Below are 23,812 nucleotides of genomic sequence, written 5' to 3'. Positions count from 1 at the left end.
AAACTTGCTTATATGAAAAACATTACGGTACAGGTTCATTATGATCTTTATGATGACATGCCGATCTTTAGTAAGTGGATTACCGTGCAGAATCAGTCGGACCGGGAAATTGTGGTTAATAGCTTTAAGAGTGAGCAATTGGCTGTATTTGAGCCCGAAAGTTCGGTAGATCATAGAAGCCGTTGGTTATACCCTAATATCACGGTGGAAACAGATTATACATTTGGCGGTATGAGCGATGAAATCGTTTATTCCTCGAGTCTGGAGTGGAAAAAAGACCCGCTATATACGACACAGGTCCACTACGACCGGGAGACACCCTGTCTGTTGGAAGTTGCACCTAAAATGGGACCTGAACAACAGGTTGCTGCCGGTGGAGAATTTGCAAGCTATCGGGTTTGGGAGCTGTTGAACGATAGCTGGGAACGCGAACGTAAGAGCCTTGGATATCGAAAAATGCTGCGCTCCATGGCGCCATGGGCAACTGAAAATCCAATATTGATGCATGTACGGAGTTCGGACAACGAGTCGGTAAAAAAGGCAATTGATCAAGCATCGGAAGTTGGTTTTGAAATGGTGATTATGACCTTTTGGTCTGGATTCAATGCCGAAGATGATTCTCCCGAAAATCTCAAGCGTATGAAGGAGCTTGCTGACTATGCGCATAGCAAAGGAATTGAACTTGGAGGCTATTCGCTCCTGGCTAGTCGGCATATTGATGCTAAAAATGACGTTGTGCTACCTGAAGGCATGCATCCTCGCTTTGGAAGTTCACCCTGTATTGAGAGTGAATGGGGCCAGGCTTACTTCAAAAAGCTGTATAACCTGTATGAAAGTTCGGGATTGGGCGTATTTGAGCACGATGGATCTTATCCTGGAGATTGGTGCTATTCCACCGATCACCCCGGGCATCATAATGAAAAAGACTCACAATGGAATCAGTTTAAACGGATCACTGATTTTTACAAATGGTGCCGTGAAAAGGGAATCTACCTGAATATTCCGGATATGTATTTCTTGAATGGCGGAAACAAAGTCGGGATGGGCTACCGTGAGGCGAACTGGTCGCTTCCGAGGGCACAACAGGAGATTGTGGAAAGACAGAATATTTTTGATGGTACCTGGGCAAAGGCGCCGTCTATGGGCTGGATGTTTGTTCCTTTGGTAGAATATCAAGGTGGAGGCAAAGAGGCAACGATCGAGCCTTTGAAGGATCACCTACCGCATTACGAGCAACGCTTGGCCAATCTATTTGGCGCAGGTGTACAGGCCTGTTATCGTGGGCCACAGCTTTATGACTCCCCAGAAACAAAAAATGTAGTGGCCAAATGGGTGAATTTTTACAAGAAACACCGCGAAGTTTTGGACAGTGATATTATCCATGTAAGACGTCCTGACGGGATGGATTATGATGCTATTCTGCACGTGAATCCGGCGGGGAAAGAAAAAGGATTACTAATGATCTATAATCCATTGGACGAAGCGATAAAACGAAAAATTAAGGTCAACTTATACTATACCGGACTGACAGGAAATGCACAAGTGGTTGAGCAAGATCAGAACAGCAGCATAATACCATTAAATGCAGCCTCAGAAGCGATCTTTGAGGTCAATATACCGGCAAAAAGTCAAACTTGGTTCGTCATTAAGTAAGCCGCTCGGCAAACATTTCGGATCAAGACTTCAATTTTTTAAAGAGTCTTCTCATCACAATGATGAGAAGACTCTTTTTTGGACTTGACTTACATGTTATTTTGTGTGCGACTTTATCTGATTGACAAGAGTTCACCACATGTGTCTTTTCCGATCAGGTTTGTCGTCGTTTACGCAATGGGATAAGCCATGCTATACGTTATTCAATATGGAGCAATTTTTTGTGCTGTTGCGAAGAATGGCGCTTCCATTGAAGAGCCTTTTAAGAATAAGTCAGATAGGATCGCAAAAGAAGAAAACTCGTTTATTGTCAGTTTTGGACTTAATTAAAAAGGTTCTTTTTACTTAACGTCTTTTTTCTCCGGCCATTTTACAAACACGCCCGTTTCAAGTGTAAGTTCACCAGTTGCAGCATTATAACTATCCTTGGATAGGATAGGGATTTCACCGGCTACTTTACTTTGTTCGGGATTATGTGTACGGTTATGGTAAGTCGGCACTTTTTCAAGCTTGACCAATTTACCATTGATGCGTAGATTTTTTTGAACAACGGTTACTTTAGGCAATTTATCGTATCGGATGACATTCAACCCTTCGAGGTCCCGCTGTCTTTGGGCGAAATCAATAAAATACTTGTATTGCTCCAAGAACGATGTGATGTGTTTTTTCATCTGGATCTTTTTACCCGGGAAGGCTAGGGACCCTACATTGACCACTCTTTTAGTGCTTAAATCTTCGACATACATCGTGACCCAGGCCAGGAATGTTCATAATCGCCCCAGCTGAAATAGGTTTCTTTATCTTCTTCTTTACCAGTCTTAACACTGATACCGCCACCGGCAGATTGAATACCACAATATAAAGGCATATTGTTTAGGGATATATTAAAGGGTGAAATGTAAAATGAATAGTGGTCTGGGATTTCATCTTGTACAATAATATCAATGGAAATAGAATGGAAATCATTGACGGCTGAGTCCAATACATAATAGGAATTGGTATGCTGTTTTCATATTTTTTTTTAAGCTCCTCTTTGGTTTGGGAAAAGGCTGTGCCACTGAATAAGGTAAGTGGTACGAGCACCGCCAAAATATTTTTTATCAATTTCATAAACAGTTTTAATTGTGTCCACCAATATACTTTTTTTTCTTTTAGCAGTAAAGGGCTGATTAACCGGTCGATTCAAATAGTACAACAGACGAATCGTAAATCATTTTTGGCGAATTGTAAACGGGGGGGAGAATCTCTGACCGAGCACTTTATATTTGGTTCCAAGAAATGCCAAGAACATAGATTGGAGTTTTTTTTGAAGTAGGGAGTGAACAGATCTTAATTCGCTAATTCATTGTGCTGTAGGTTTATGTGTGCCATTTTAATTTTAATTGTCATAGTAGATAGTGCCTTATACTTAAGGTGAATGTTTTTCATAGGTAGTAAGCCGTAAAGGACTCCCCGTTCTTGCGGCTTTTTTGTGTCTATTGCCCAGTTATAAGAATCGCTGGCTAGCGTAGTCCTATAGTCAGTTTGCTAGGAGATCTTATATTTCTTGGCTGTTTTAGGCTAGGATAAAAAAAAAGTCAAAATTTCTTTAGGACGTTTTGTCTTTCCCGTTGTCATCATTGTATAAATGGAGATTTTGGCCGTTAAAAATCCATTTACAATGCAACTACTATGAAATTTTAGCCTATTAATCATTTTTAGCATGGCACTGACTAATAAAATATTCCAACAAAGTGAGATTGAAAGTTTTGAATTCAATCACAAAGTTTTAAAAAACTGTTCATTTATCGATTGTACGATAAAAGGGAAAAGCTTCATGAACTCCATGTTTCGTGATTGTAAGTTCATTCGCTGTACCTTTATAGACTGTAACTTTCAGTCTGTTGTTTTTCAGGAATCTGGGCTTTGGATGGAAAGTACATTCGAAGCGAACGATTTTTCGAAAGCCATTATTGGAAATTTAAAAATTGAAAAGTCCTCCTTTCTTTACAATACATTTGACAAAACAACTTTCGATGGGACAAATTTGGTTCATGTGGTTTTTAAAGGAAAGATCAGTTCTTCATGGTTTTATGGAATTCCTTTTACAGAAGATTTATACTCTACCAATCTTTTTATTCTCAAAAAAGCCAAACCATTAAAAACTCCCTTGATAAATTTCGGTCATGCGGAATTGAAGGACGTTATATTTTCTCGAAGGCTAGATCTCTCCAGTACGGTTTTTCCAAACCAGGAACATCTTAAAATCATCAATAATCCAAGACGTTTTTTTGATAGTTTCCTCAAAAGGTCAAAAGAAGTATTCACGGATAATGAATCGTTAGTTTTCTGTCGGGACTTGGTAGATAATGTCTTGTATAAACCCGAAAATAGGGGTATGCCGATCATATTGGTTGATTTAAATCAATTTTATCCCTCATTGAATGAAAATAGAGATCGTCTTATTGTTGATCTCCTGAAAGCGGGATAATCATATCATTCTATATATAATTGTTAATGCAAAGCCGTTTGGAGTTCCCAGCTCTAGCGGCTTTTTCCCTGTATCCCTGCCGTTGCCATTGTTTGCTCTTGCCAGTGCCTTTGTTCACTCTTGTCCCTCGTAAACGCCTACCTGAGACCTAATGTTTATCTGGTTCACGAGGTAAACACTAGGCGATTCATAGGAATTTGATTGGTTAATTGCAAAAGCAGGGCCGAAGCAGTCCAGTCAAAAGGCAGTGCAAGGGCCATAACTAATGGCGGCGGTTAAAATGCAAGCTGCTGTATCATAGTTTTCTTATATTTTTGTATATATAAGAAAATTAGGTATATTTAATTAATTGTTTAAGATGAAGGAATGAAAGATACGAAGTTATTAAAAGGCACTTTACAAACGATTATTCTAAAGCTATTGTCTAGAACGAAAAGAATGTATGGCTATGAAATGACTCAACAAGTAAAACTCTTAACCGAAGGAGAGTTTATTCTGACTGAGGGAGCGCTCTACCCTGCATTACATAAGCTAGAAGCGGAAGGACTCCTGGATACAGCAATAGAAGTAGTCGATGGAAGAGCAAGAAAATATTACTCCCTGACAGTGAAGGGAAAAAAAGCTCAGGTAAGTAAAATGAAAGATGCGTTGACCTTTGTGGAGAAGTTACAGGTTATCTTGAACACTAAACCAATTGTATCATGACAGAAAAGAAATTGACCAAAGCGGAATTAGGTATTCTGATGGATTTTATTCGTTCTAAAGGATATCGTTATGTTGATGTTCAACTTGAAATTCTGGATCACTTTGCTTGTAAGGTAGAGGAACTCATGTCTTCAGATGCCGGTATATATTTCAATCGAGCCATTGATCTCGCTTATGCCAGTTTTGGAGCGGCAGGTTTTGGAAACATTGCCGCTAGCTATGAATTGAATCTGCAACGTAAACAGATCAATAAATTTCCTGCTGATTTTTTACAATTCGTCAAGCATTGGCATAGTGCAATTTATATCGTCTACTTCACATTGTTCTATTATTTTGTGCCGCTCGATGCAGATGCTTTTTGGACCGGATTAAAATTAGGGATGATCGGTACACTCGTTTTTTATATTCCAGTATACTTATTGCGGCATCGGCCTAGAGGGAGCAAATACTGCGTTTATCGCAATTATCTTGGTTTAACGATACCGATTATGGTTTTGATCATCGGGTTGGTTTCTTCTGAATGGATCGTTAATTATATTCCTTTAGCTTTGTATCGTGTTGTTATTCTTATTTTTATGTATGTTGGATTAGGAATTTTGTATATATTTGAAAAGAATCTAAAGGCCATTGTCCGACGGGTAGATGAGATCGAAGTGCTGCACCAGAGCTGACGATTAATTTTTTAAATTATGAAATATCTTTTCCTGTTGTTACTAAGCATTTGTTTTTTGTCCAGCTGTGACAAAGAAGATATTGACTTTGACTCCACGGAGGTCGGTGGTGGAACAATGGCTAAAAGGTATCAATTTGAAGGGCGTTCCGTCGGGTTTTCGGTTAGCCAGATTTACGTGGATGGTACCACAAATAAAAACTTCTATTTGGGGACAGTTTGGGGATTAAAAGATACCACACCGCAACTAAAACTAACTTCCCTTCGTAACTATTATAAACCTTTCAAAAGCACAATTTCTTCTACACAACCCACTTTATCTCCCATTCATATTATTCCTGGATTTGATGCTGTGCGAGCTTTCGCGAAGAAAAGCAAGGGGGAACCGGCTGTTTTGAAGCAATCATCGGTAGGGGCATTTTTCGATTATAGGGCAATACGTTACCATCTCAATAATAGCCCTGACGTAGATAGTGTACTCAAATTGGTCCGTCACCATGATTCCACCACGATAAAAAGAGCTAATAGCCTGTTGTTGCGTCGAGAACATATTACATTTAGTCTCCAGGCGGATCTGAAAGACTATGAACAGGCTTTTAATAGGGATGCACTTGGGAAGTTAAAAAATACAGGTTATAATCCCTACTATGTTTCCTCAGTCAACTATGGTACACACTCAATCATGATGGGAGAAAGTGATTTTCCACGAGGTGATCTTAAAAATGTATTGGAAAAATTGCTGTACAATCAATTTCTGACGAAAACCGACGAAACGGTATTAAAAGGGTCCGACGTATTGGTTTATCTGCGCGGTGGACGTCAAACAAGTTTTATTAGACGCGCGACAGGTCTGGATGAAATTAAAAAACTTGTCATTGATTATAAAAATGAACTTGAACTGCAACAGAATAGCTTTGATTATCCCATTAGCTATAGTCTAGGAGGCCTTAATTCCCATGGGCACCTGAAATTCTGGTACTCTTATGATTTTCTCGTCCGTGAGGAAAAAGAGTAATTTTTATTTAAACAAATAGATAATTAAAGGATATTTTTTACATTTGGCCAATTGTCGCAAACGGCATTATAGTGTTGTTTTTTGTCTATCTATTTTAAATGTGGCATAACCATTAGCCTTTTTGCTTCAATACCATTATTAGCTATAAACAATTATTAAAGAAGAACTATGGAAGAAACAATTAAGACATCGATCTACGTTCACGCATTTTTTGGTGGGATAGGATTGATTACCGGCCTGATAAGTGTGGCTGTAAAAAAGGGGGGAGCAGGGCACAAGAAAATGGGGATTATATTTTCCTATGCGATGGTGATTAGTTCTTTAATTTCACTCGTTATTGCGAGGATGCCGGGCCACGAAAACACATTTTTATTTTTGATCGGTATCTTTACCATCTATCTCATTCTAGCTGGTAATCGCGCATTGACTTTACGCAGTAAAATTAAACAACAGGCCGATTGGAAAGACAAACTGATTTCCGCCACGATGCTACTTGTATCGGTCGGTATGTTATGTCTTGGTTTAATTGGATTGGTACAACAGGTGGCAAATTCTGTTTTATATGTCTTTTTTGGTGGTTTTGGTGCATTTATGAGTATTCGGGATTTTCAGCTGTTTAAAAGTTTCAAAGAAAAGAAAAATGCCTGGCTGGTCAGTCACTTGGGCCGTATGGTAGGCGCATTGATTGCGTCGGTGACTGCATTTTTAGTTGCTGGGATTCAGCTTGGCTCAACGCTGGTTTGGATTATGCCAACTATCATTGGCACCGTGTATATCATCTATTCCAATCGAGCATTGAACAAAAGTAAAGTACTTCGTACGGATTTGCATTAATCTAGCGAGTTCAAATCAAGCATTAAAAAGGCCTAAGTAAAAAACTTAGGCCTTTTTAATGCTTGATTTTATGCAGATGAATCGTTGTCAGGAGGCATTTTTTATGACTTTTTTTTACGTTGATTTTTGATCCAATTCAATGCAATAGCACTTGGTTCACGCGATGCCGAAAGGCTTGTATTGTGATCTAATAAAGGAAATAAGCAATATTCGAAGGGCTTTCCCTGTGCTTTCAGTGCATTGATATGTTCAATCGATAAGCCTACAGGTATTTGGATATCTTTGGATCCAAAAAGCCAGAGTCCTGGAGTTGTTATCGTTTTAAGTGATGTCATCGGATCGGTATTTGTAAACTGATAGCGATCTGGATCATTCGCTACATGTTGTCGGGCATCGGCTTCCGTATGTTTATCCCAAAAATCTTTTTTTCCATTTGTAAAGAACTGGAAGCGGAGCTGCTCACGGGCAGGGATAACTGCTCCACTGTACAATATAAAAAAGTCGACCAAAGGATTTTGGTTAGTCGCTAAGGGAATGATCCATCCCGCTTGGCTGAATCCCAGTAGCCCTACAGGAATGTTCGTTTTCCCTAGTTGTTGATGGAATACTTTTACTGCCGCTTGTGCATCTTTAGCGAGCAGGTGGAGGTTGGCAGAATCGATATTATTGGTACCGACCTCAGGGCCAGCATAGGTCCCCTCAGATTTTCCTACTCCGCGCTTGTCATAAGTAAATACGGCAATACCGTTTTGGGCTAAATATGAGGCAAAATCCATCATTCTTTTCTCTTGTCCAGAACCATGTATGAGGACAATGGCAGCATGGGCACGCTGAGGCTGAAGTATGGTTCCTGCCAGGTTAATACCCTCACTCTTAAATACAATATCTTTTGTAGACCAGTCTAAAGATTGCGCTTTTGTATGCTGTGCAAAAAGAACGCAATAAATGGCGATGAGAAAAGTTAGCGTACTAAATGTAATCCGCTGTAAGGGAGAATAGTTCGTCAAGGAATAGTCTAATGGATAAGTTTTAGGCATAATTAATTCGGTGTTAAATTTACTTTTGTCTAAAGTAATGGGTTTAATTCTAAAAAGTGTGCGTTTTTCGGTAGACTGTGGATTTGAATCGGTAAATCGTACTATTTTCGTTGTAAATGGCGGACTAAAATTCTCTCGAATCCTCTGCTTGGCATTTCGCAGATACACTATGTCCATTCCTGAAAAAAGTTTACAAAAGGTCTAATACAGCTCTTACTTTACGGTTGGTCTTATACGGCTCTTGCTTCACAGTTGGTTTTATATGGGGGGGCTATATTTTGTGGGTAGAAACTAGCGATCAAATTTACTTTTGATCCGTTTTATAATCGTTATTTCTACGGAACTTATTCGGTCTTTATTTGCTTTCATCCGAATGAAGTCCGAATGAGGTCCCTATAAAGTCCGTATTAGCTCCCTGAAAATTAAGAAAGTTTGTGGGAAATAAAATAGCGATGGAATAAGATTCGTTAACAGTGTTTTAAGTTTTTCTTTCGTGTTGTATAACGTAATATATCCTTTATCAAAAGTTAACATCTGAAAATTATTTTTGAGTTGAATGAAGCGATTGTTCCTTTGGTAGTTTTCCTTAAGGAAAACTCAGCAAGTAAGAAAAACTCAGCAAGGACAACCATAAATCTTATGAAAGAATAATATGCAAATTTTCTGCAACATGATTCCTCTCTTAGGGGAAACCGATCTTAGTACTGGACTTCTTATTGTTTTTGCCCTTTGTTTATTTGCCGTTGTGGCCTTTGAATTTGTCAATGGCTTTCATGATACCGCGAATGCTGTTGCAACGGTAATTTATACCAAAGCACTTAAACCAATTGTAGCCATTCCTTGGTCTGGCTTTTGGAATTTTCTAGGTGTTTTTGCAGGTGGGATCGCAGTGGCTATGGGAATACTTAAATTGGTGCCTCTCGATACCTTAATGGCACTACCGGTTTCGGTAGGCGCTTGTTTGGTCCTTTCTGTATTATTGGCGGCTATTATCTGGAATTTGGGGACTTGGTATTTTGGTATTCCATGTTCGAGTTCACATACTTTGATTGGTGCCCTTATCGGGGCTGGTATAGGCTTCACCTGGTATTATGGTGGCAGTGGTGTCAATTGGCATAAGGCCGAGGAAATTGGTCTTTCTTTGATTCTCTCACCTTTGATTGGTTTTGGTTTAGCAGTGTTATTGATGCTCTTTTTAAAGCATGTCGTCCGTTATAAAGCACTTTTTCACATCCCACAGGGAGAAGATGACAGACCTCCCTTGTTAGTACGCGGTATTCTTATACTGACCTGTACATTGGTCAGTTTTTTTCACGGTAGCAACGATGGACAAAAAGGTGTAGGACTGTTTATGTTGATCTTAATTGCATTTCTGCCTGCTCGTTTTGCAATCAACCATTCCGTACCAGATGCGGCTGTCATTAAAACGCTCGATCAAACGGAAATCGTGTTACAGACAATTGCTTCCAGTAATGTCGCTCAGGGAACGATGTTTGTGCAAGTCAATCAGGAGATTGAGCAAGTCAAGTTGCATTTGATGGATAAAAGTGTAACGGATAAAGCCGGTACTTTTAAATTCAGAAAAGAGGTTGAAGGTTTAGTTAAATCCATTGCTACATTAGAGAGCAGTAAACAGATCGATATCAATCCTGAAAATCGATTGGAGCTTAATCGTAAGTTGGGCGAATTGAAACATCTTACGGACTTTGCACCGATCTGGGTGATCTTAACTATTTCAATCGCCTTAGGTCTTGGGACAATGATCGGTTGGAAACGTATTGTAGTAACGATTGGTGAAAAAATAGGAAATGAACATTTAAGTTATGCTCAAGGAGCCTCAAGCGAGATTGTTGCTGCTTCGACAATTGGTATCAGTACCGTATTGGGTTTGCCGGTTAGTACAACGCATGTGCTTTCAAGTGGTATTGCCGGTTCAATGGTCGCTTCTGGAGGAAAGAGCAATCTGAATAAAGGGACACTCAAAAGTATCGGTCTTGCCTGGGTACTTACTTTACCCGTGTCAATTGGCTTGGCATTATTACTATTTGTATTCTTCCATCTTTTTATTTAGTTGATTGTTATCTGAATGTTTTTGTCATCCATTGCATTTGTACACATGGCTATTGACAGGTAAATATTAAAAACTTAAAAAATGAAACAAATTCTTGTTGCCTCCGATTTTTCAATCAATGCAAGTCATGCTTTGCGTTACGCCTTGTCTTTGGCTTTTCGTTTGAATATGGAAGTTGCTGTTGTACATGCCATACACCCGACAGAAGGGATCAACAACAGTACTTATAACGCGATCTTTATAGAAGATTATTACGCTAGAAAACGTGCTGCTTTGCAAGAATGGACTGATCAGGTGGTCCAGGAAAATAAATACAATGACCTCAAAGTGCGAACCGTTGTTGAAGTAGGTTATCTGCGTAATGTAGTCACAAAGTATGTTGAATATACGGATGTTTCTTTTTTGGTGATGGGAATTACCGGGGCGACAGGCATTAAAGAAATTGTCGGTAGTAATGCGAGTATGGCTGTGACAAAATTGCGTATTCCGACCTTGATTGTACCTCCTGAAAGTAATCTGTCGGTTATTCCAGTCATTACATTGGCAACGGATTATAAAACAACAAAATTGTCTGTTCGTGATGTCAAAGCGCTCAATCGTATTTTAAAACTTTCAGACCCCAAGAAGTTGGAAATTCTACACGTCTCAGAAAGGGATTTGGACGAAAAGCTGGTGCGTAATGGGGAGAAAAAAATGCGTCAGTTGCTTCCTAACGTAGATATCAACTTTAATTATGTGGATGAGGATGATACACGGCCATCACATGCGATCATTGACTTTGTTGAAAACAATCAGACCGATATTCTGTGTTTGGTCAAACGCAACCATAATATGATTTACCGTTTATTTGCAAGTAGTACGGTGAATGAAGTTTTGAACCGATCAGTTAAAGCGATTTTGGTTTTGCATGAATAATCTGAATGGAAACTTTTTTTACGCTATATATCAAGCCGTTTTGGATTTTCCAAGCGGCTTTTTTCTTGACTTTACCAATGCTGCAGAACGCGTTAGCGCGGAAAATTCGAGTTGTCTGATCCATTGTTTAAGTCCCAATTTTCGGAATTGCTAAATTGAACAAACGGTTGCGTTTTGATCAGAGTTGCCAATGCTGATAATTCTCGTTATTATCGTAAGGTTATAGTCTGTTCGTAAGCAGATTGACTATCGTTTGTTCGTTTATAAAATAAGAAAATTGTGAAAAAATATCTATTTCTTGCAGGTATTCAGGTAATGTCAGCGTTAGGGCTATCGGCTCAAACGACAAGTTCAAATGTACCATTACAGCTATTGGGTACCCGGAGTTGGATCCGTGTAGACATGAAGGATAATCAACCGAACATATCCGGAGCGAAAGTCTTTTGGGCAAAAACGAATAAGAAACCGAAGACAGCCAATGCGATATTGGCAGAAGGTGTCAAACGTTATTATATTCAGCAGGTAGAGCCTGAAACGACCTATTATATCTGGGTAGAATCTGCTACAGGAAAATCCATGGCAAATGGAAAAGTGTATACGAGCAAGAGATGGCAGCTGGATAATACTGAACTCGATGAAGAGCGAAAGAATCCAAGTTCAAGAGCAGTTCCTGTTGGTATGGAAGTTTATTGGCAGGATGAATTTAACGATCAATTACTTAATCGGAATAAATGGACGACCAACTATTTTTCATCCTTGAATTATCTGAATGCAAAATCCAAGGATGAAATGTTGCATGATCGTTTGCCACAACCCGCTTATACTTTAAATGGATCAGCGATCAATCTGTATGTCAATGATACTATTCCCAAACGGATTTTTACAGCGGGTGGCAACCAGAAGATTTCATCCATCCAAACCTACGATTGGAAGTCCAATGAAAATTTATTGGACAACAGCAAAGGTGGGTACTTTGAAGTTAAGGTAAGACGTAACCGACAGGGGAATCCCAAGGGAACAAATACAGCTTTTTGGTTTGATTCACCTGGACCAGATATTCGTTATTATCTTCAAGAAGGATCCGAAGTCGACGGAATTAAAGGCATTCGCCCCAAGGGACAGCTTTTTGAAATCGACGTTTTCGAATATATTACGGCTCAGTTTGTGATACATGGACATGTTGATCAAAAAGGGGCATTTCAACGTAACCTTGCTACACATATTGCAGAGGGGTATGAACATGTCGGACAATGGGTAACACATGGGGTATTGTGGACACCCACAAGTATTAAACATTATATCAATGGAGATCTGATCAAAGAATATACGAATAAAAATCAGATTTATTCACCCAACCACTTTTTGAACGTATTTCTTGGAGCCTATGGATCTGAAGGCGGAGTCAATATGGAGGTCGATTATATTCGGGCGTATAACTGGCCTTTAAAAGATGGTAATGAATTGCCTAATCCAGATTTTGAGGGTAAGTCTGGCCTTGCGCCTTGGGAAGGAGCAGCGGTCATCGAAGAAGGGCGCGGCGAAAAGGGGAGTAAAGCGGTGGTACTTGCGCCGGGTCAAAAAATAGAGCAATATGTTTATTTGGATCCCCAACAAGACTTCAAACTTGTCTATTGGAGTAAAGGAGACAAAGTGCAGGTGGAAGTCGATGATGTCACTGTCGTAACAGGAAAGTTGTCGAATTTAAAGACGTTAATACCTGATTTAGGAAAAAAAGGTGGAAAGCAGGAGCTTGATTTTGTTACTGGCAAGGAGATTAATCCGAATAAAAAAATTGTTCGGATCGGATTTACCAATGTAGGAACGGGAAATGCATTTTTGGATAATATCACGTTGAAAAAAAAATAGTTATAATGCAGTTTTCTTAATAAATATTGGCTCCATGTATATCACGTAGGAGCCATTTTTATGTTTTTTTATGCGGTAAATGTTTCTTTTGATATGCTGAAGGTGACATATTTGTCTGTTTTTTGAAGAAATGAGAGAAAGTAGCGGAGTCCTCAAAACCCAATTCAATCAGGGTAGTCTTGATTGGATTGGGTCCCAAACTCAGCAGGTGCATAGCTTCCTTTAATAAACGATTATGAATCAGTTTGAGGGGGCTAGTCTCCATGTATTGCTGTGTTTGCATCCAAAGACTTTTTGCAGTTATATTCAGTAAATTTGCGTAATAAGCGACATGGTGTTCTTGTTTATAATGAAGTTCTATTAATTCAAGAAAGCGATTCAGGATGGCTGGATAAGCGTATGGTGCTAAATTATCGATGTGGTTGATTAAGGAGTGGTTAATCTCTAGTAAGCTAGTTGCCAAACGTGATAAAATGAGTGATAATGGTGGCTGATAGTGATAGAGTTCATTACGGATCTTATCGAATTCATAACGGAGCGTTTCAAATTTATATGGCGTGACCTGAAGTATCGGATAATCTTTAAGGAGTTTTATGTTGATTGAAAGCGCATGACATAATTTTTCAAAATTTTGCCAGGGAATTCTAAAATGATAAACAGCGGTTTCTTTGAAAAAATAGAAAGAACTTGACTGACCGGGGAACATTAGATGAATTTGATAACCCATTATATTATGTTGCCCCTGATCAATCTCACGGCGACCTCCGCTCGAATGTATTAAGATAAGGGTCACCACTTCTTTGCTTTTGAGCATATGGTAGGTGTGTACCCTGATATTCCGCATTCGATATAAAAAACCGAGATGCTCTACCTCGTCGTCGCATGTTGTTATGTTTGCAGCATTAAACATAGTTATTTTGGTCTGAGGATGTATTAAGTGCACGATTTGTTTTATTGAGTTTTTACGATTCTTATTTAACGATTATAGGGATATTCCTGTACCCAATGAAACTTGCGCTGTATTAATTCGAACGCTTGCACGTCTTGTTTAATAAGTTTAATGTGCGCTGTATGGTCATCAAAGGTTTTTGTCAGAAGAATATTTCCGTCAGGGTTGATCTGATAATCAAATTGATAATTGTTTAGGGTAATTTTCTTCCCGGGGGCATCAATAACAACGCTCTCCCTTTGTGGGGTATAGTCTGTGTTACGTATTAAGACCTTGTTGTTATCAATTTCGAAAACAATAAGTCGCCAATCTTCGGGGATTGATTTACCTTGTGTTCCCGCTTGTTCAATACGGTAGATTCCATAGAGTGGTGACTTCGTTAGGTACTCAGCTATCATTTTTTTTGTACTTAATATGCCCATGCCCTGTTGCACCATAAAGAGCAGTAACACCACCAATTTGGCGATAAACAAGCTTTTTCTTTTCCAGCTTTTGTTGAATAGGTGTTGTTGGATAGGGAGTAACTGTACAGGTTTTCCTGAAATAAAAATTGCGAACAATGCTTTTAAGTAGGGAAGCAGTAGAAATATGGAAAGTAGCAGGAGTGCTGTAGAGACCATTTTAACGGGGACGTCATAAAAATAGTTGACGGCCATAATATTGATACTGGTCGCAACCGTAATTAGTGCACCAGCAACCACCGTTTTTCTGAAAAGCAATAAGCCCGATAATATTTCTACTGAACCAATAAGTATATTGTAGCCTTGAGAGTAACCGATATAGGTCCATGCGAGGCCCATGGGGGAATACTCGCCCAATGGCTGCAGAAGTTGTGTTAACCTCGGCGGTTGCATTTGCATATAGAAGACTTTGTACAGTCCATAGTTAATAAGCATAAAAGCAACATAATAGCGAATTGCTGTGGTTAACCAATAGAAAAGGATTGTGTAGCTGGCTCTTCTTCGATCCAATATGGACCATAAAGCCGCCCCAACTAATGCCAGCAGGAATAGGATCAATAAGGATATCCAGGCATAGGAGGTATCTCCACTTCCGTTGATGAAGATGCTGTGGTCGTAAGAATAGCCCAATATATTTTCTGCAAACCAGGGAGTCAACCTTTGCATGAAATGAGTAAGAGGGATGCTGATATATCCATATAACGGATAAGTACCGTTATTAAAAACAAGAATAAAGGACAAAATGAAAATAAAGGAAAATCGAAAACCTAATTTTCTAAAGGCAGGCCACCGTTCTGGGGCGTTTTCGTTAAGAATATGCATAATTAAAGTTTACTGTATTTAAGTTAATATTTTTTGGTAAAATAGATCGTATGTTTATTGAAATAAATAATCGATTAAATAGTAAATAATCATTACGATGTATTTGAACAGAAGTTTTTATCTTGCTCTTAAAAAATAAGAATCATGGACAAGATCAAAGAATATTTTGAATCGCTCGTTGTCATGAATGATACGGACTGGGAAGTATTTTCCGCTAAGCTTGTTAAGATGGAGTTTCCAAAAAAATCACTGATTTTGGAAATCGGAAAAACTGAACAGTATTTATCTTTTATTGAAAAAGGAATTGTACGTTTCAATATCCCAAAACTGGACTATGATTTTACTTTTGGATTTGCTTTCGAAAACTCTTTTGTAAGTGGGTACGATTCCTTCTTGACGCAGCAGCCTTCATCGTATCATCTCGAGGCAATAACAGATTGTATTTTATGGCGGATATCGTTTGAGGATCTCCATGCGGTATATCAAACAACAACGGTTGGGAACCTAATTGGTCGGAAAGCGGTTGAGGACATTTTTCTAAAAAAAATGAAACGGGAACTGACGCTACTTGAAGATTCGGCAAAAACCAGGTATATCAATTTGGTGCGTGAGCAACCCGAACTGATTCGCAACATTCCCTTAAAATATCTGGCTTCTTATATTGGTATTAGACCGCAATCGTTAAGCCGGATCAGGAAAGAAATTTATTAACAAATGTTCATTGATAACAAAAGGAAGGGCACCTATTTTTGTTATAAAAAAGATGAAACCATTTTTTGTTTTAATTGTCGTTTGCATTATTTCCAATCTCATCCTATTGCTGTTGAAGGGGGAGATGGATATTCTTTTAGCGGGTAAAGTTGGATTGGCGGTGATGCTGTTGTTCACTGCATTGGGACACCTACTTTATACCAAAGGAATGATGTTGATGCTGCCCGACTTTGTTCCATGTAAAAAAGAAATGATCTATGGAACCGGTTTAATGGAATTCATGGCTGCAATTGGGCTATTTGTCCCGCAGGTGAGCCGCATAACGGGAATCCTTTTAATTGTCTTCTTTCTACTGGTATTACCTACAAATATTCGGGCAAACTTAAGGCGTATCAATTACGAGACGGCTACTTTTGATGGCGCCGGTCCAAACTATTTGTGGTTTCGTATTCCGTTTCAAATCTTGCTAATCGCCTGGACCTATTATTTTGTGGTTCGTTAAAGTAGTTTTCTTAACCAAAGCATAGCAATAAATTAACATAGTGTTGTTTAGTTTTATTTAACATTTTTTTATTTTTGCTAAACTTTTAGATTGAATAAAATGAAAGAAACCATCAAGATGGTCGTATTTGATATGGCAGGTACGACAGTGAACGAAAATAATATTGTTTATAAGACGCTTAGAAATGCAATAAATACGGTAGGGGGATACGAACTGACATTAACAGAGGTATTGGCCTATGCTGCAGGTAAGGAGAAGCTACAGGCAATCAAGACTGTACTCAAAAATAGTTTGGATGTTGATGATGATGAATTGGCTCAACGGATGTTTACTTTGTTTTTGAAAGACTTGGAACACGCTTATGAAGTCGAGGAAATTTACCCTAATGCGAATGCGGAAGAACTATTTGCAATCTTGAAAGAGCGGGATATCTTGTGTGTGCTCAATACGGGCTATGATCGTAAGACAGCCGAGTCACTTTTGGAGAAGCTTAATTGGAAAGTTGGCAAAGATGTAGATGCGTTAATTACTGCTTCTGATGTACCTCGAAACAGACCTTATCCAGATATGATTGATATGGCCATGCAAAAATTTGAAATTACCGATTCGAGTGTGGTGATGAAAATTGGAGATTCCATCATCGATATACAGGAGGGGCAACAAGCGGGTTGTGCTTTGAGTATTGGTATAACAACAGGTGCACATGATGCGGCTCAACTCAGATCGGCAAATCCAGATTATGTGATTGATGATCTACTGGAGATTGTTGAAATACTTGAAAAGAAGAATATATCCAATACAGTCGTCTAGTCTTTGACGCAGTTTAATAAAAAAGCGGGTATTTCCTACAAGAAATACCCGCTTTTGATTGTGATATGATCCACATGTTATTGCATTTGTATGCCTTCCATTGAATTCTGGTTTTTGTTTTTCTTAAACATATTCATATCCATTTTTCCAAAACGGTAGGAAAGATTCAATTTGATCAACTGTGGATTAGAAAGTCGATAATAGGTTTGAGAGAACCCTTCACCCGATGAAACAATGGTATTGCCACGTGTTCTGAAGATATCGTTGATGGCCAATGTTGCTGAGGCAGCCTGATTTTTCAAGAAGCTTTTCTTGATGGCAAAGTCGATACCATAGAATGGTTTGATATAGCCTTGTGAAGAGCTTTGCGCCTGGTTCATTGGTGGACCGAATGTTTGACCCTGTGTCACTGGCATATTTGTTTTGCCTTGATATTCAAACGCTAGCTGTAGATTCCAGTTTTTCTGTAGGTTGAATGTATTGTTCAATTTTCCAAATACTGTCCACATACCTTCCGAAGGCGTTTTCTCATCCACCTCAATTTTGGAATTATAGAAGTTAAGGTCTGCAGTCAGATCCCACCATTTTTTGAGATTATTGGTATAAGTAAATTCTGCCCCATAATTCTTGCTGGAATTGGCATTGATATAGGTATTAATGAAATCCATTTTGTTCGTTACCGGATTGAGTTCCTGTGTCAGGTAACGTGTAATTAGATTGTTTGTGCGTTTATAGTATACTGTTGCCAAAAATGTACCTTTTCCATGTGTACGGCTGTAGGAAAGTTCGCCGGATGTTGTGAATTCAGGAACAAGGTCAGGGTTACCGCGTGTAATATTCAAGCTATCCGTGTAATCAACAAATGGGATGAGTTGAAAGAAGTTCGGACGGTTGACACGACGGGTTACGCTCATCTGTATTTGGTCTTTTTCGGTTAGCTTTTTGCTCAAGAACAAAGAAGGAAATAAGCTCAGGGGATACTTGTTGTGGAACTTTTCGTTTGTATTCAAAAGTTCACCGTCGTACGTTGAACTTTCTGCGCGCAGCCCAATTTTATAGGATACCCAGTCCTTGAGGTTTCCTCCAAGTGAGGCATAGGCTGCGTAGACGCTGTTTTTATTGTTATAGTTAGCTGATGCTGCGGTTATATTCTCAAAATCATCTTCGCCTACTGCTTTTAAGGAATTATTGTTGAGATTTTTGAGTTTATTGATCTGTGCACGCACACCAGTTTCGAGTTTCATGCCATTTTTGAATGGTTTGACATAATCTGCCTGCACAGTCATGAACTTATTATCACCGGAACCGATGTTTTTTTGAATCTGAGTTCCGCTGATTTCGCTGCTTGCATTGCGGTAATTGGTGGTGTATAAACCATTGGATGTGTTGCTGCCGCCGAAATAATTGAAATCCACAGACAATTCCTCGCCTTCAGTTTTGAATTTTTGAACAAGACCTGCCTGCAACCCCCGTGGTTTAAAGCTTCTTTCAGACTCGGAAATCCGATCGCTGCGTGATTCGCTATTGCCAGAGGTGGTTAAGATCGACGAGTTCTCATTCGGCTTAAATTTACCCTGAACCAATACGCCGGCTACAGATAGCGTTGTTTTGGGACTTAAGTCGTAATCTACGCCGAGCCGGCCAAAAGTAATCATACCTTTTGTTTTGCCTTCAATATCTTGATCTACTGTTGATTCTATGCCATTAATTGTACTTGTACGGTGGCTGTCGCCCTCGGTGTTGGTCCGCATGCGCATATTCATTCCCGTCAGTGAGATATTGAATTTATTTTGACGCAGATTTAAACTACCCATAAAGTTGGTTCCACCAAAGCGGTCTCCACCTAAGGTGACCATACCATTGTATCCAGCTTTCTTATTTTTCTTCAGGATAATGTTGAGGATACCGGCCATACTTCCGGAAGCGTCGTATTTGGCAGATGGATTTGTGATAATTTCGATTTTATCGATCACATCGGCAGGAATCTGGTCGGGGGTGAGCGTTGTAGGTTTTCCATCGACAAAAATTGTAGGGGCTGCATTTCTCAGTTTTACGTTTCCGTCGATATCTACTTGTACAGAAGGCATATTGCGGAGTACATCGATCGCAGTACCGCCAGCTGCAACGATATTCTTCTCTACATTGAAGACTTTTTTGTCGATGTCCATTTCGAGTAGTGCCTTGCGGCCAGTCACGGTAACTTCATCGAGTTTACGGTTGTCATCGTCCAATTTGATCGCACCTAGATCTTTGTTTGTTGTTTTGCTATCGCTATAGTCTACAGCAAGATCTATAGGTGCATAGCCTACAGAACTAATTTTTAGTTTCCATTTTTCTTTTGGTGAAATGGCTGCGAAATTGAACTTTCCATTTTCTGAAGAGCTGGTGCTTTTTACCAGGATTTCCCTTTCTTTCCCTGTAGCTTGATCCTTGATAACCTTCAATAAATTCACGGAAGCTTGTGAGATAGGTTTCCCGTTGTTGTCCACAATTTGGCCCGAGAGCTGACCTTCGGACATGGCGAAAGCAGGACGACCACCTGCAGGGGCTTGAGCGTGTACGGAAGCAACCGCAGTTGCCATTAGCGCTATTGCTATAAATCTTTTCATTTTTTCTTTGCTATTCTACCGGCTACGCGGATTAGGCTGTTCGATAGTACACAAATTTGAAAAGGATTTTTTAGCTATGCAATCATCTGTAGACCGAAGCGGCCAATGTGTAGACGAACGGATAATTGCATCGATTCAATTTGTGGCGGTAGCATTAGATAAATTGTTCAATATTTTTGATATATTTTTTACCGATAGGAAGGGCGGTTTCAGGTAGGGTGAGTTTGCTTTGGGCGACCTGCTCAATACGATTTTTATTGACAATAAAAGAATTATGTATGCGTAGGAAGTCTATTGTAGGTAATATTTTTTCCATTCCACGGAGGTTGCTGCGCGTAAGAAGGGGCGATTCACGGTCCACCAGGTATATTTTTACATAGTCCTTCAAGCCTTCGATGTAGCTGATTTCATGGAGAAAAATTTTCGTCTTTTTATATTCTACATTAACGATAATATGATCCTGTTCGGGGAGCTGTTTTGCACGGAGCAGCATACCCTCTTCCACTTTTCGGACTGCAGCTGCGAGTCGTTCTTTTGAGATCGGCTTAAGCAGATAATCAATAGCATTTAGCTCGAAACCTTCAACAGCATATTGGTGATAGGCCGTGGTGAAGATAACCAAGGGTCGGGGAGCGAGCTCGCGAATAAACTGCGTGCCCAATTGATCGGGCATTTCAATATCCAGAAAAATCAGATCTATAGCGTGATTTTTTAAATATTCTTCCGCTTCGGCCGTCGCATTAAATTTATGGACGACTTCGATTTGCTCAAAATTCAATAAGTCGTCTTCTAAAATATTGAGTGCGAAGGGTTCATCATCTATGAGTATACATTTAATCTTCATCGGTCATCAGTTTGAGGGTGACTTCGAAATCTCCAACATCGGTTTTTCTGATGCTGAGGTCATGTCGATTGGGATACAATAATTGTAATCGTCTGCGTACATTGGTCAGTCCTATACCTTCGTTTGGACGCGGTTCTGTATGTTGTAAGATTCTATTGCGGGATATAAAAATAATGCCACCCTGAGTTTCCTGAAATTGAAACTGTATCTGTGGTGCAGTTTTGCTATCCACACCATACTTGAATGCATTCTCGACAAAATGTATGAAGAGTAATGGGGGGATCATTCTATTTTTGACCTTGTCTTCGATATCTAGTGTTATATTTCCTTGGATAGGAAGACGAAGGGTCTGTAAGGCGATAAAATTGCGCATATGGTCGATCTCTTTAAAAAGTTCGACTTTGGGGCCGTTTACTTCGTAGAGTATATAGCGTAGCATTTCGGATAACTTAACAATAGTGTCTTCGGAATCTGGTGATTGTTTACGAATGAGCCAACGGATATTGTTCAGTGTATTGAATAGGAAATGCGGGCTGATCTGAAGTTTTAACATCGTTAGTTCTGCCGTTGTTTTTTCAAGCGCAATCTGTTTGTTGAGTTCCTTTTGTCGCGCTTGTTCATCGTAGAGGAAGATCATTGAAGACGTGATCATACAAAGGGAATAAATAATGCCCGGGCCAATGACCAAGCGTACGAAAAGAATATTTTCCTTCGTCAGATGAGCAAGCTCTCCAGCTGGATTAAAATAGACTATGCAGTAGTTCAGCGCGACGTAGGTGGAAAACCCAAGTGCGATTAATAGTACAAAGATCTTTCTACGACCAAAAAAATAGGTGGGCGCAACAACGTAGCAATGCAAGTAAAAATGAGTAGCTAGAAATACAATATTTACTAAATGCGATAATGCCGAATAGGCTTTGAAATCAGCGATCTTATCCGGCTGGTAGAGATACGTTATAAAGGGTAACAGCAGTAATATGGTCCAGATGACAATATGTAAATAGAATTTTCTGAAGAATCTGCCAATCATGTTATGTCTAATTAATCCCTTTACTTTTGGATAAGACCAAACTTAGATAAATTGCTTTTTATATGCAATATAAATACGTTTCTATGCAAAAAGAATTATGCATCGAAGCCTGCTTTCCTAAGGTTATCATGACCTGTTGCTAATCGATTTGGTGTTAGAAACATGACCTGCTGTTAAATGATATAGTGTTAAAAAGAGGTTTGCGAAAGAAGACGAAAGCGGGAAATACGCTGGACTGTTGGAAATAGTTTTGTATTTTGCAGGTATAAACTTTGTAACGTGACATTCAATCCAAACCGATATCAGAATATGCCCTACAGACGCTGTGGGAAGAGTGGTATTCTCTTGCCAGCCATATCATTGGGGCTTTGGCAAAATTTTGGCGAAACCGATATTCAAGCTGTATTCCGGAAAACCTTGCTGACCGCTTTTGATCGTGGAATCACCCATTTTGACCTTGCCAATAATTATGGTCCTCCTCCGGGAAGTGCCGAAGAGAACTTTGGACAGCTATTGCGTACCGATTTTGTGGGCTATCGTGATGAACTTTTAATTTCCACTAAAGCGGGTTATACCATGTGGCCGGGGCCGTATGGTGATTGGGGAAGCCGTAAATATTTGATGGCCAGTTTACATCAGAGCTTAAAACGGATGAGTCTCGATTATGTGGATATATTTTACCATCATCGACCTGATCCGAATACACCGTTGGAAGAGACAATGGCAGCATTGCGAGATATTGTTCATCAAGGAAAGGCCTGCTATGTAGGCTTGTCCAATTATCCTCCTGATCTTGCTCAGAAAGCAGCTGCGTTATTGCGTGCTATGGGGACACCATGCCTTATTCATCAGCCTAAGTATTCGATGCTGGTGCGGACACCTGAGGAGGGACTTTTGGATGTGCTGCAGGCAGAAGGAATCGGAGCGATCGCTTTTTCTCCTTTGGCACAGGGACTGCTGACCAACAAATATCTCGGCGGCATTCCGGCGGATTCACGTGCTTCGAAAGAACATTTTTTGAAAAGTGAAATGATCACTCCAGAATTAATGGAGAAGATCGACCGGTTGAATAATCTTGCGGTACAAAGAGGGCAAACATTGGCACAAATGGCAATTGCATGGTTGTTGAAAGATGAACGCGTAAGCTCGGTTTTAGTAGGGGCGAGAAATAGTGAGCAGCTGGTTGATTCCCTCAAGGCCCTGGACAGGTTGGATTTTACGACGGATGAATTGACGCTTATAGATACTATTCTGAAGCATAATTAATCACCTAATTGATCATATCATGTTTGCCTTTGAAGCACAATTGGAAATTATTGGTATCAATCCTTTTGTTTTTGTTCCTACGGATATTCTTGAAAACCTATTTAAGGATGCAGGAATAAACAAGGGATATATTCCTGTGAAAGGAAAAGTGAATGAAAAGGATTATGTTCAGACGTTGCTGCGGTTTAAGGAGGAGTGGAGACTGTACATTAACACGGCTATATTGTCGAATTCGCCGAAACGAATCGGTGAGACCTTAGCCGTAACAATCGCTTTTGATCCGGAAGACCGCACTATTTTGCCTCACCCCGAACTCGAAGCAGCATTTGCACTAAATAAGGAAGCTCTGCAGGTATTCGATGGATTGTCTCCATCAAAGCAAAAGGAAATTATCCGCTATATTTCTTCCTTAAAAACTGCGGATAGTCGAAGAAAAAACATCGAAAGGGCAATCGGTTTTCTTTTGGGTAAAAACCGATTTGTGGGACGTGAAAAGCCCTAAGAAATCAGACCAGTACTTCGATGTATGTACTGTAATGCTGGCCAGATATCGGGATTATTGGTCAGAGTCT

23 protein-coding genes are annotated in these 23,812 nt (G+C 39.6%); 15 read left to right on the top strand and 8 right to left on the bottom strand.

What is annotated here, in order from left to right:
* Positions 1-12: 12 nt before the first annotated feature.
* Together CBM24_RS18905 and CBM24_RS27380 are read left to right on the top strand one after the other, a co-directional pair.
* Positions 13-1,653, top strand: a complete 1,641-nt coding sequence (locus CBM24_RS18905) for an alpha-galactosidase (protein WP_088162304.1) — start codon at positions 13-15, stop codon at positions 1,651-1,653.
* Between the two features lie 189 nt (positions 1,654-1,842).
* Positions 1,843-1,983 (top strand): hypothetical protein, encoded by a 141-nt coding sequence (locus CBM24_RS27380; protein ID WP_157698521.1) that lies wholly within the window; start codon positions 1,843-1,845, stop codon positions 1,981-1,983.
* An 11-nt stretch (positions 1,984-1,994) separates the two neighbouring features.
* On the opposite strand, the gene CBM24_RS27785 is transcribed toward CBM24_RS27380, so the two are convergent.
* Positions 1,995-2,324 carry a hypothetical protein gene (locus tag CBM24_RS27785; RefSeq protein WP_232475570.1) on the bottom strand — a complete coding sequence of 110 codons (330 nt, stop codon included), beginning with the start codon at positions 2,322-2,324 and terminating at the stop codon, positions 1,995-1,997.
* Positions 2,325-2,380: 56 nt separating this feature from the next.
* Positions 2,381-2,521, bottom strand: a complete 141-nt coding sequence (locus CBM24_RS27780; protein ID WP_232475569.1) for a hypothetical protein — start codon at positions 2,519-2,521, stop codon at positions 2,381-2,383.
* Positions 2,522-3,355: 834 nt separating this feature from the next.
* Here CBM24_RS27780 and CBM24_RS18895 point away from each other — a divergent pair.
* The 5 genes from CBM24_RS18895 (at position 3,356) to CBM24_RS18875 (ending at position 7,347) form a co-directional block, all read left to right on the top strand.
* Positions 3,356-4,123 carry a pentapeptide repeat-containing protein gene (locus tag CBM24_RS18895; RefSeq protein ID WP_075993511.1) on the top strand — a complete coding sequence of 256 codons (768 nt, stop codon included), beginning with the start codon at positions 3,356-3,358 and terminating at the stop codon, positions 4,121-4,123.
* A 366-nt stretch (positions 4,124-4,489) separates the two neighbouring features.
* Complete coding sequence (locus CBM24_RS18890; RefSeq protein WP_088162303.1) at positions 4,490-4,828, top strand: PadR family transcriptional regulator; 339 nt, start codon at positions 4,490-4,492, stop codon at positions 4,826-4,828.
* A complete protein-coding gene (locus CBM24_RS18885) occupies positions 4,825-5,499 on the top strand; it encodes a hypothetical protein (protein WP_088162302.1) in 675 nt (224 codons plus the stop codon). Before CBM24_RS18890 ends, CBM24_RS18885 begins: the two co-directional genes overlap by 4 nt.
* 18 nt (positions 5,500-5,517) lie before the next feature.
* A complete protein-coding gene (locus tag CBM24_RS18880) occupies positions 5,518-6,513 on the top strand; it encodes a hypothetical protein (RefSeq protein WP_088162301.1) in 996 nt (331 codons plus the stop codon).
* 168 nt (positions 6,514-6,681) lie between these two features.
* On the top strand, positions 6,682-7,347 hold the full coding sequence (locus CBM24_RS18875) for a hypothetical protein (protein ID WP_088162300.1): 666 nt from the start codon (positions 6,682-6,684) through the stop codon (positions 7,345-7,347).
* Between the two features lie 101 nt (positions 7,348-7,448).
* Here CBM24_RS18875 and CBM24_RS18870 read toward each other — a convergent pair whose 3' ends face one another.
* On the bottom strand, positions 7,449-8,561 hold the full coding sequence (locus CBM24_RS18870) for an alpha/beta hydrolase family protein (RefSeq protein WP_198385945.1): 1,113 nt from the start codon (positions 8,559-8,561) through the stop codon (positions 7,449-7,451).
* Between the two features lie 493 nt (positions 8,562-9,054).
* Between CBM24_RS18870 and CBM24_RS18865 the strand changes: the two genes are divergently transcribed.
* From CBM24_RS18865 to CBM24_RS18855, 3 genes are all read left to right on the top strand, one after another.
* Positions 9,055-10,455, top strand: coding sequence for an inorganic phosphate transporter (locus CBM24_RS18865; protein ID WP_088162299.1), 1,401 nt, complete (start codon positions 9,055-9,057; stop codon positions 10,453-10,455).
* Positions 10,456-10,536: 81 nt separating this feature from the next.
* On the top strand, positions 10,537-11,370 hold the full coding sequence (locus CBM24_RS18860; protein ID WP_088162298.1) for a universal stress protein: 834 nt from the start codon (positions 10,537-10,539) through the stop codon (positions 11,368-11,370).
* A 279-nt stretch (positions 11,371-11,649) separates the two neighbouring features.
* Complete coding sequence (locus tag CBM24_RS18855; RefSeq protein WP_198385943.1) at positions 11,650-13,236, top strand: glycoside hydrolase family 16 protein; 1,587 nt, start codon at positions 11,650-11,652, stop codon at positions 13,234-13,236.
* 58 nt (positions 13,237-13,294) lie between these two features.
* Here the strand turns inward: CBM24_RS18855 and CBM24_RS18850 are convergent, their stop codons facing one another.
* Positions 13,295-14,146: a helix-turn-helix domain-containing protein gene (locus tag CBM24_RS18850; RefSeq protein ID WP_088162296.1), complete on the bottom strand. Its 852-nt coding sequence runs from the start codon at positions 14,144-14,146 to the stop codon at positions 13,295-13,297.
* A gap of 65 nt (positions 14,147-14,211) precedes the next feature.
* Entirely contained in the window at positions 14,212-15,312 is a 1,101-nt protein-coding gene (locus tag CBM24_RS18845; RefSeq protein WP_157626144.1) for a hypothetical protein, read from the bottom strand.
* Positions 15,313-15,612: 300 nt separating this feature from the next.
* Here CBM24_RS18845 and CBM24_RS18840 point away from each other — a divergent pair, with 300 nt between their 5' ends.
* The 3 genes from CBM24_RS18840 (at position 15,613) to CBM24_RS18830 (ending at position 17,491) form a co-directional block, all read left to right on the top strand.
* On the top strand, positions 15,613-16,179 hold the full coding sequence (locus tag CBM24_RS18840) for a Crp/Fnr family transcriptional regulator (protein WP_075993501.1): 567 nt from the start codon (positions 15,613-15,615) through the stop codon (positions 16,177-16,179).
* A 52-nt stretch (positions 16,180-16,231) separates the two neighbouring features.
* On the top strand, positions 16,232-16,681 hold the full coding sequence (locus CBM24_RS18835) for a hypothetical protein (protein ID WP_075993500.1): 450 nt from the start codon (positions 16,232-16,234) through the stop codon (positions 16,679-16,681).
* A gap of 99 nt (positions 16,682-16,780) precedes the next feature.
* Positions 16,781-17,491, top strand: a complete 711-nt coding sequence (locus CBM24_RS18830) for an HAD family hydrolase (protein ID WP_088162295.1) — start codon at positions 16,781-16,783, stop codon at positions 17,489-17,491.
* 77 nt (positions 17,492-17,568) lie between these two features.
* Here CBM24_RS18830 and CBM24_RS18825 read toward each other — a convergent pair whose 3' ends face one another.
* The 3 genes from CBM24_RS18825 to CBM24_RS18815 form a co-directional block, all read right to left on the bottom strand.
* Positions 17,569-20,100 (bottom strand): outer membrane beta-barrel family protein, encoded by a 2,532-nt coding sequence (locus CBM24_RS18825; protein WP_088162294.1) that lies wholly within the window; start codon positions 20,098-20,100, stop codon positions 17,569-17,571.
* A gap of 154 nt (positions 20,101-20,254) precedes the next feature.
* Positions 20,255-20,944 carry a LytR/AlgR family response regulator transcription factor gene (locus CBM24_RS18820; RefSeq protein ID WP_075993497.1) on the bottom strand — a complete coding sequence of 230 codons (690 nt, stop codon included), beginning with the start codon at positions 20,942-20,944 and terminating at the stop codon, positions 20,255-20,257.
* A complete protein-coding gene (locus CBM24_RS18815; protein WP_088162293.1) occupies positions 20,934-21,974 on the bottom strand; it encodes a sensor histidine kinase in 1,041 nt (346 codons plus the stop codon). The genes CBM24_RS18820 and CBM24_RS18815 overlap by 11 nt, the downstream gene beginning before the upstream one ends.
* Before the next feature lie 279 nt (positions 21,975-22,253).
* On the opposite strand from CBM24_RS18815, the gene mgrA reads away from it, so the two are divergent.
* Positions 22,254-23,240 (top strand): L-glyceraldehyde 3-phosphate reductase, encoded by a 987-nt coding sequence (mgrA, locus tag CBM24_RS18810; RefSeq protein WP_157698520.1) that lies wholly within the window; start codon positions 22,254-22,256, stop codon positions 23,238-23,240.
* A gap of 19 nt (positions 23,241-23,259) precedes the next feature.
* Entirely contained in the window at positions 23,260-23,742 is a 483-nt protein-coding gene (locus CBM24_RS18805) for a YdeI/OmpD-associated family protein (protein WP_075993494.1), read from the top strand.
* Positions 23,743-23,812 lie beyond the last annotated feature (70 nt).

Origin of the sequence: Sphingobacterium sp. G1-14 (assembly GCF_002196555.1) — a bacterium.
Lineage (GTDB): Bacteria > Bacteroidota > Bacteroidia > Sphingobacteriales > Sphingobacteriaceae > Sphingobacterium > Sphingobacterium siyangense.
This window is presented reverse-complemented; position numbering and strand designations above follow the sequence as displayed.

What these genes read in the sequence shown, in the direction of transcription:
- CBM24_RS18895 (WP_075993511.1), top strand. Translation starts at nt 3,356, where the DNA reads ATGGCACTGACTAATAAAATATTCCAACAAAGTGAGATTGAAAGTTTT.
- CBM24_RS18865 (WP_088162299.1), top strand. Translation starts at nt 9,055, where the DNA reads ATGATTCCTCTCTTAGGGGAAACCGATCTTAGTACTGGACTTCTTATT.
- CBM24_RS18885 (WP_088162302.1), top strand. Translation starts at nt 4,825, where the DNA reads ATGACAGAAAAGAAATTGACCAAAGCGGAATTAGGTATTCTGATGGAT.
- CBM24_RS18815 (WP_088162293.1), bottom strand. Translation starts at nt 21,974, where the DNA reads ATGATTGGCAGATTCTTCAGAAAATTCTATTTACATATTGTCATCTGG.
- CBM24_RS18845 (WP_157626144.1), bottom strand. Translation starts at nt 15,312, where the DNA reads ATGCAAAGGTTGACTCCCTGGTTTGCAGAAAATATATTGGGCTATTCT.
- CBM24_RS18805 (WP_075993494.1), top strand. Translation starts at nt 23,260, where the DNA reads ATGTTTGCCTTTGAAGCACAATTGGAAATTATTGGTATCAATCCTTTT.
- CBM24_RS18835 (WP_075993500.1), top strand. Translation starts at nt 16,232, where the DNA reads ATGAAACCATTTTTTGTTTTAATTGTCGTTTGCATTATTTCCAATCTC.
- CBM24_RS18880 (WP_088162301.1), top strand. Translation starts at nt 5,518, where the DNA reads ATGAAATATCTTTTCCTGTTGTTACTAAGCATTTGTTTTTTGTCCAGC.
- CBM24_RS27380 (WP_157698521.1), top strand. Translation starts at nt 1,843, where the DNA reads ATGCTATACGTTATTCAATATGGAGCAATTTTTTGTGCTGTTGCGAAG.
- CBM24_RS18820 (WP_075993497.1), bottom strand. Translation starts at nt 20,944, where the DNA reads ATGAAGATTAAATGTATACTCATAGATGATGAACCCTTCGCACTCAAT.
- CBM24_RS27780 (WP_232475569.1), bottom strand. Translation starts at nt 2,521, where the DNA reads ATGCCTTTATATTGTGGTATTCAATCTGCCGGTGGCGGTATCAGTGTT.
- CBM24_RS18860 (WP_088162298.1), top strand. Translation starts at nt 10,537, where the DNA reads ATGAAACAAATTCTTGTTGCCTCCGATTTTTCAATCAATGCAAGTCAT.
- CBM24_RS27785 (WP_232475570.1), bottom strand. Translation starts at nt 2,324, where the DNA reads ATGAAAAAACACATCACATCGTTCTTGGAGCAATACAAGTATTTTATT.
- CBM24_RS18870 (WP_198385945.1), bottom strand. Translation starts at nt 8,561, where the DNA reads ATGGACATAGTGTATCTGCGAAATGCCAAGCAGAGGATTCGAGAGAAT.
- CBM24_RS18905 (WP_088162304.1), top strand. Translation starts at nt 13, where the DNA reads ATGAAAAACATTACGGTACAGGTTCATTATGATCTTTATGATGACATG.
- CBM24_RS18840 (WP_075993501.1), top strand. Translation starts at nt 15,613, where the DNA reads ATGGACAAGATCAAAGAATATTTTGAATCGCTCGTTGTCATGAATGAT.
- CBM24_RS18830 (WP_088162295.1), top strand. Translation starts at nt 16,781, where the DNA reads ATGAAAGAAACCATCAAGATGGTCGTATTTGATATGGCAGGTACGACA.
- CBM24_RS18850 (WP_088162296.1), bottom strand. Translation starts at nt 14,146, where the DNA reads ATGTTTAATGCTGCAAACATAACAACATGCGACGACGAGGTAGAGCAT.
- CBM24_RS18825 (WP_088162294.1), bottom strand. Translation starts at nt 20,100, where the DNA reads ATGAAAAGATTTATAGCAATAGCGCTAATGGCAACTGCGGTTGCTTCC.
- CBM24_RS18875 (WP_088162300.1), top strand. Translation starts at nt 6,682, where the DNA reads ATGGAAGAAACAATTAAGACATCGATCTACGTTCACGCATTTTTTGGT.
- CBM24_RS18890 (WP_088162303.1), top strand. Translation starts at nt 4,490, where the DNA reads ATGAAAGATACGAAGTTATTAAAAGGCACTTTACAAACGATTATTCTA.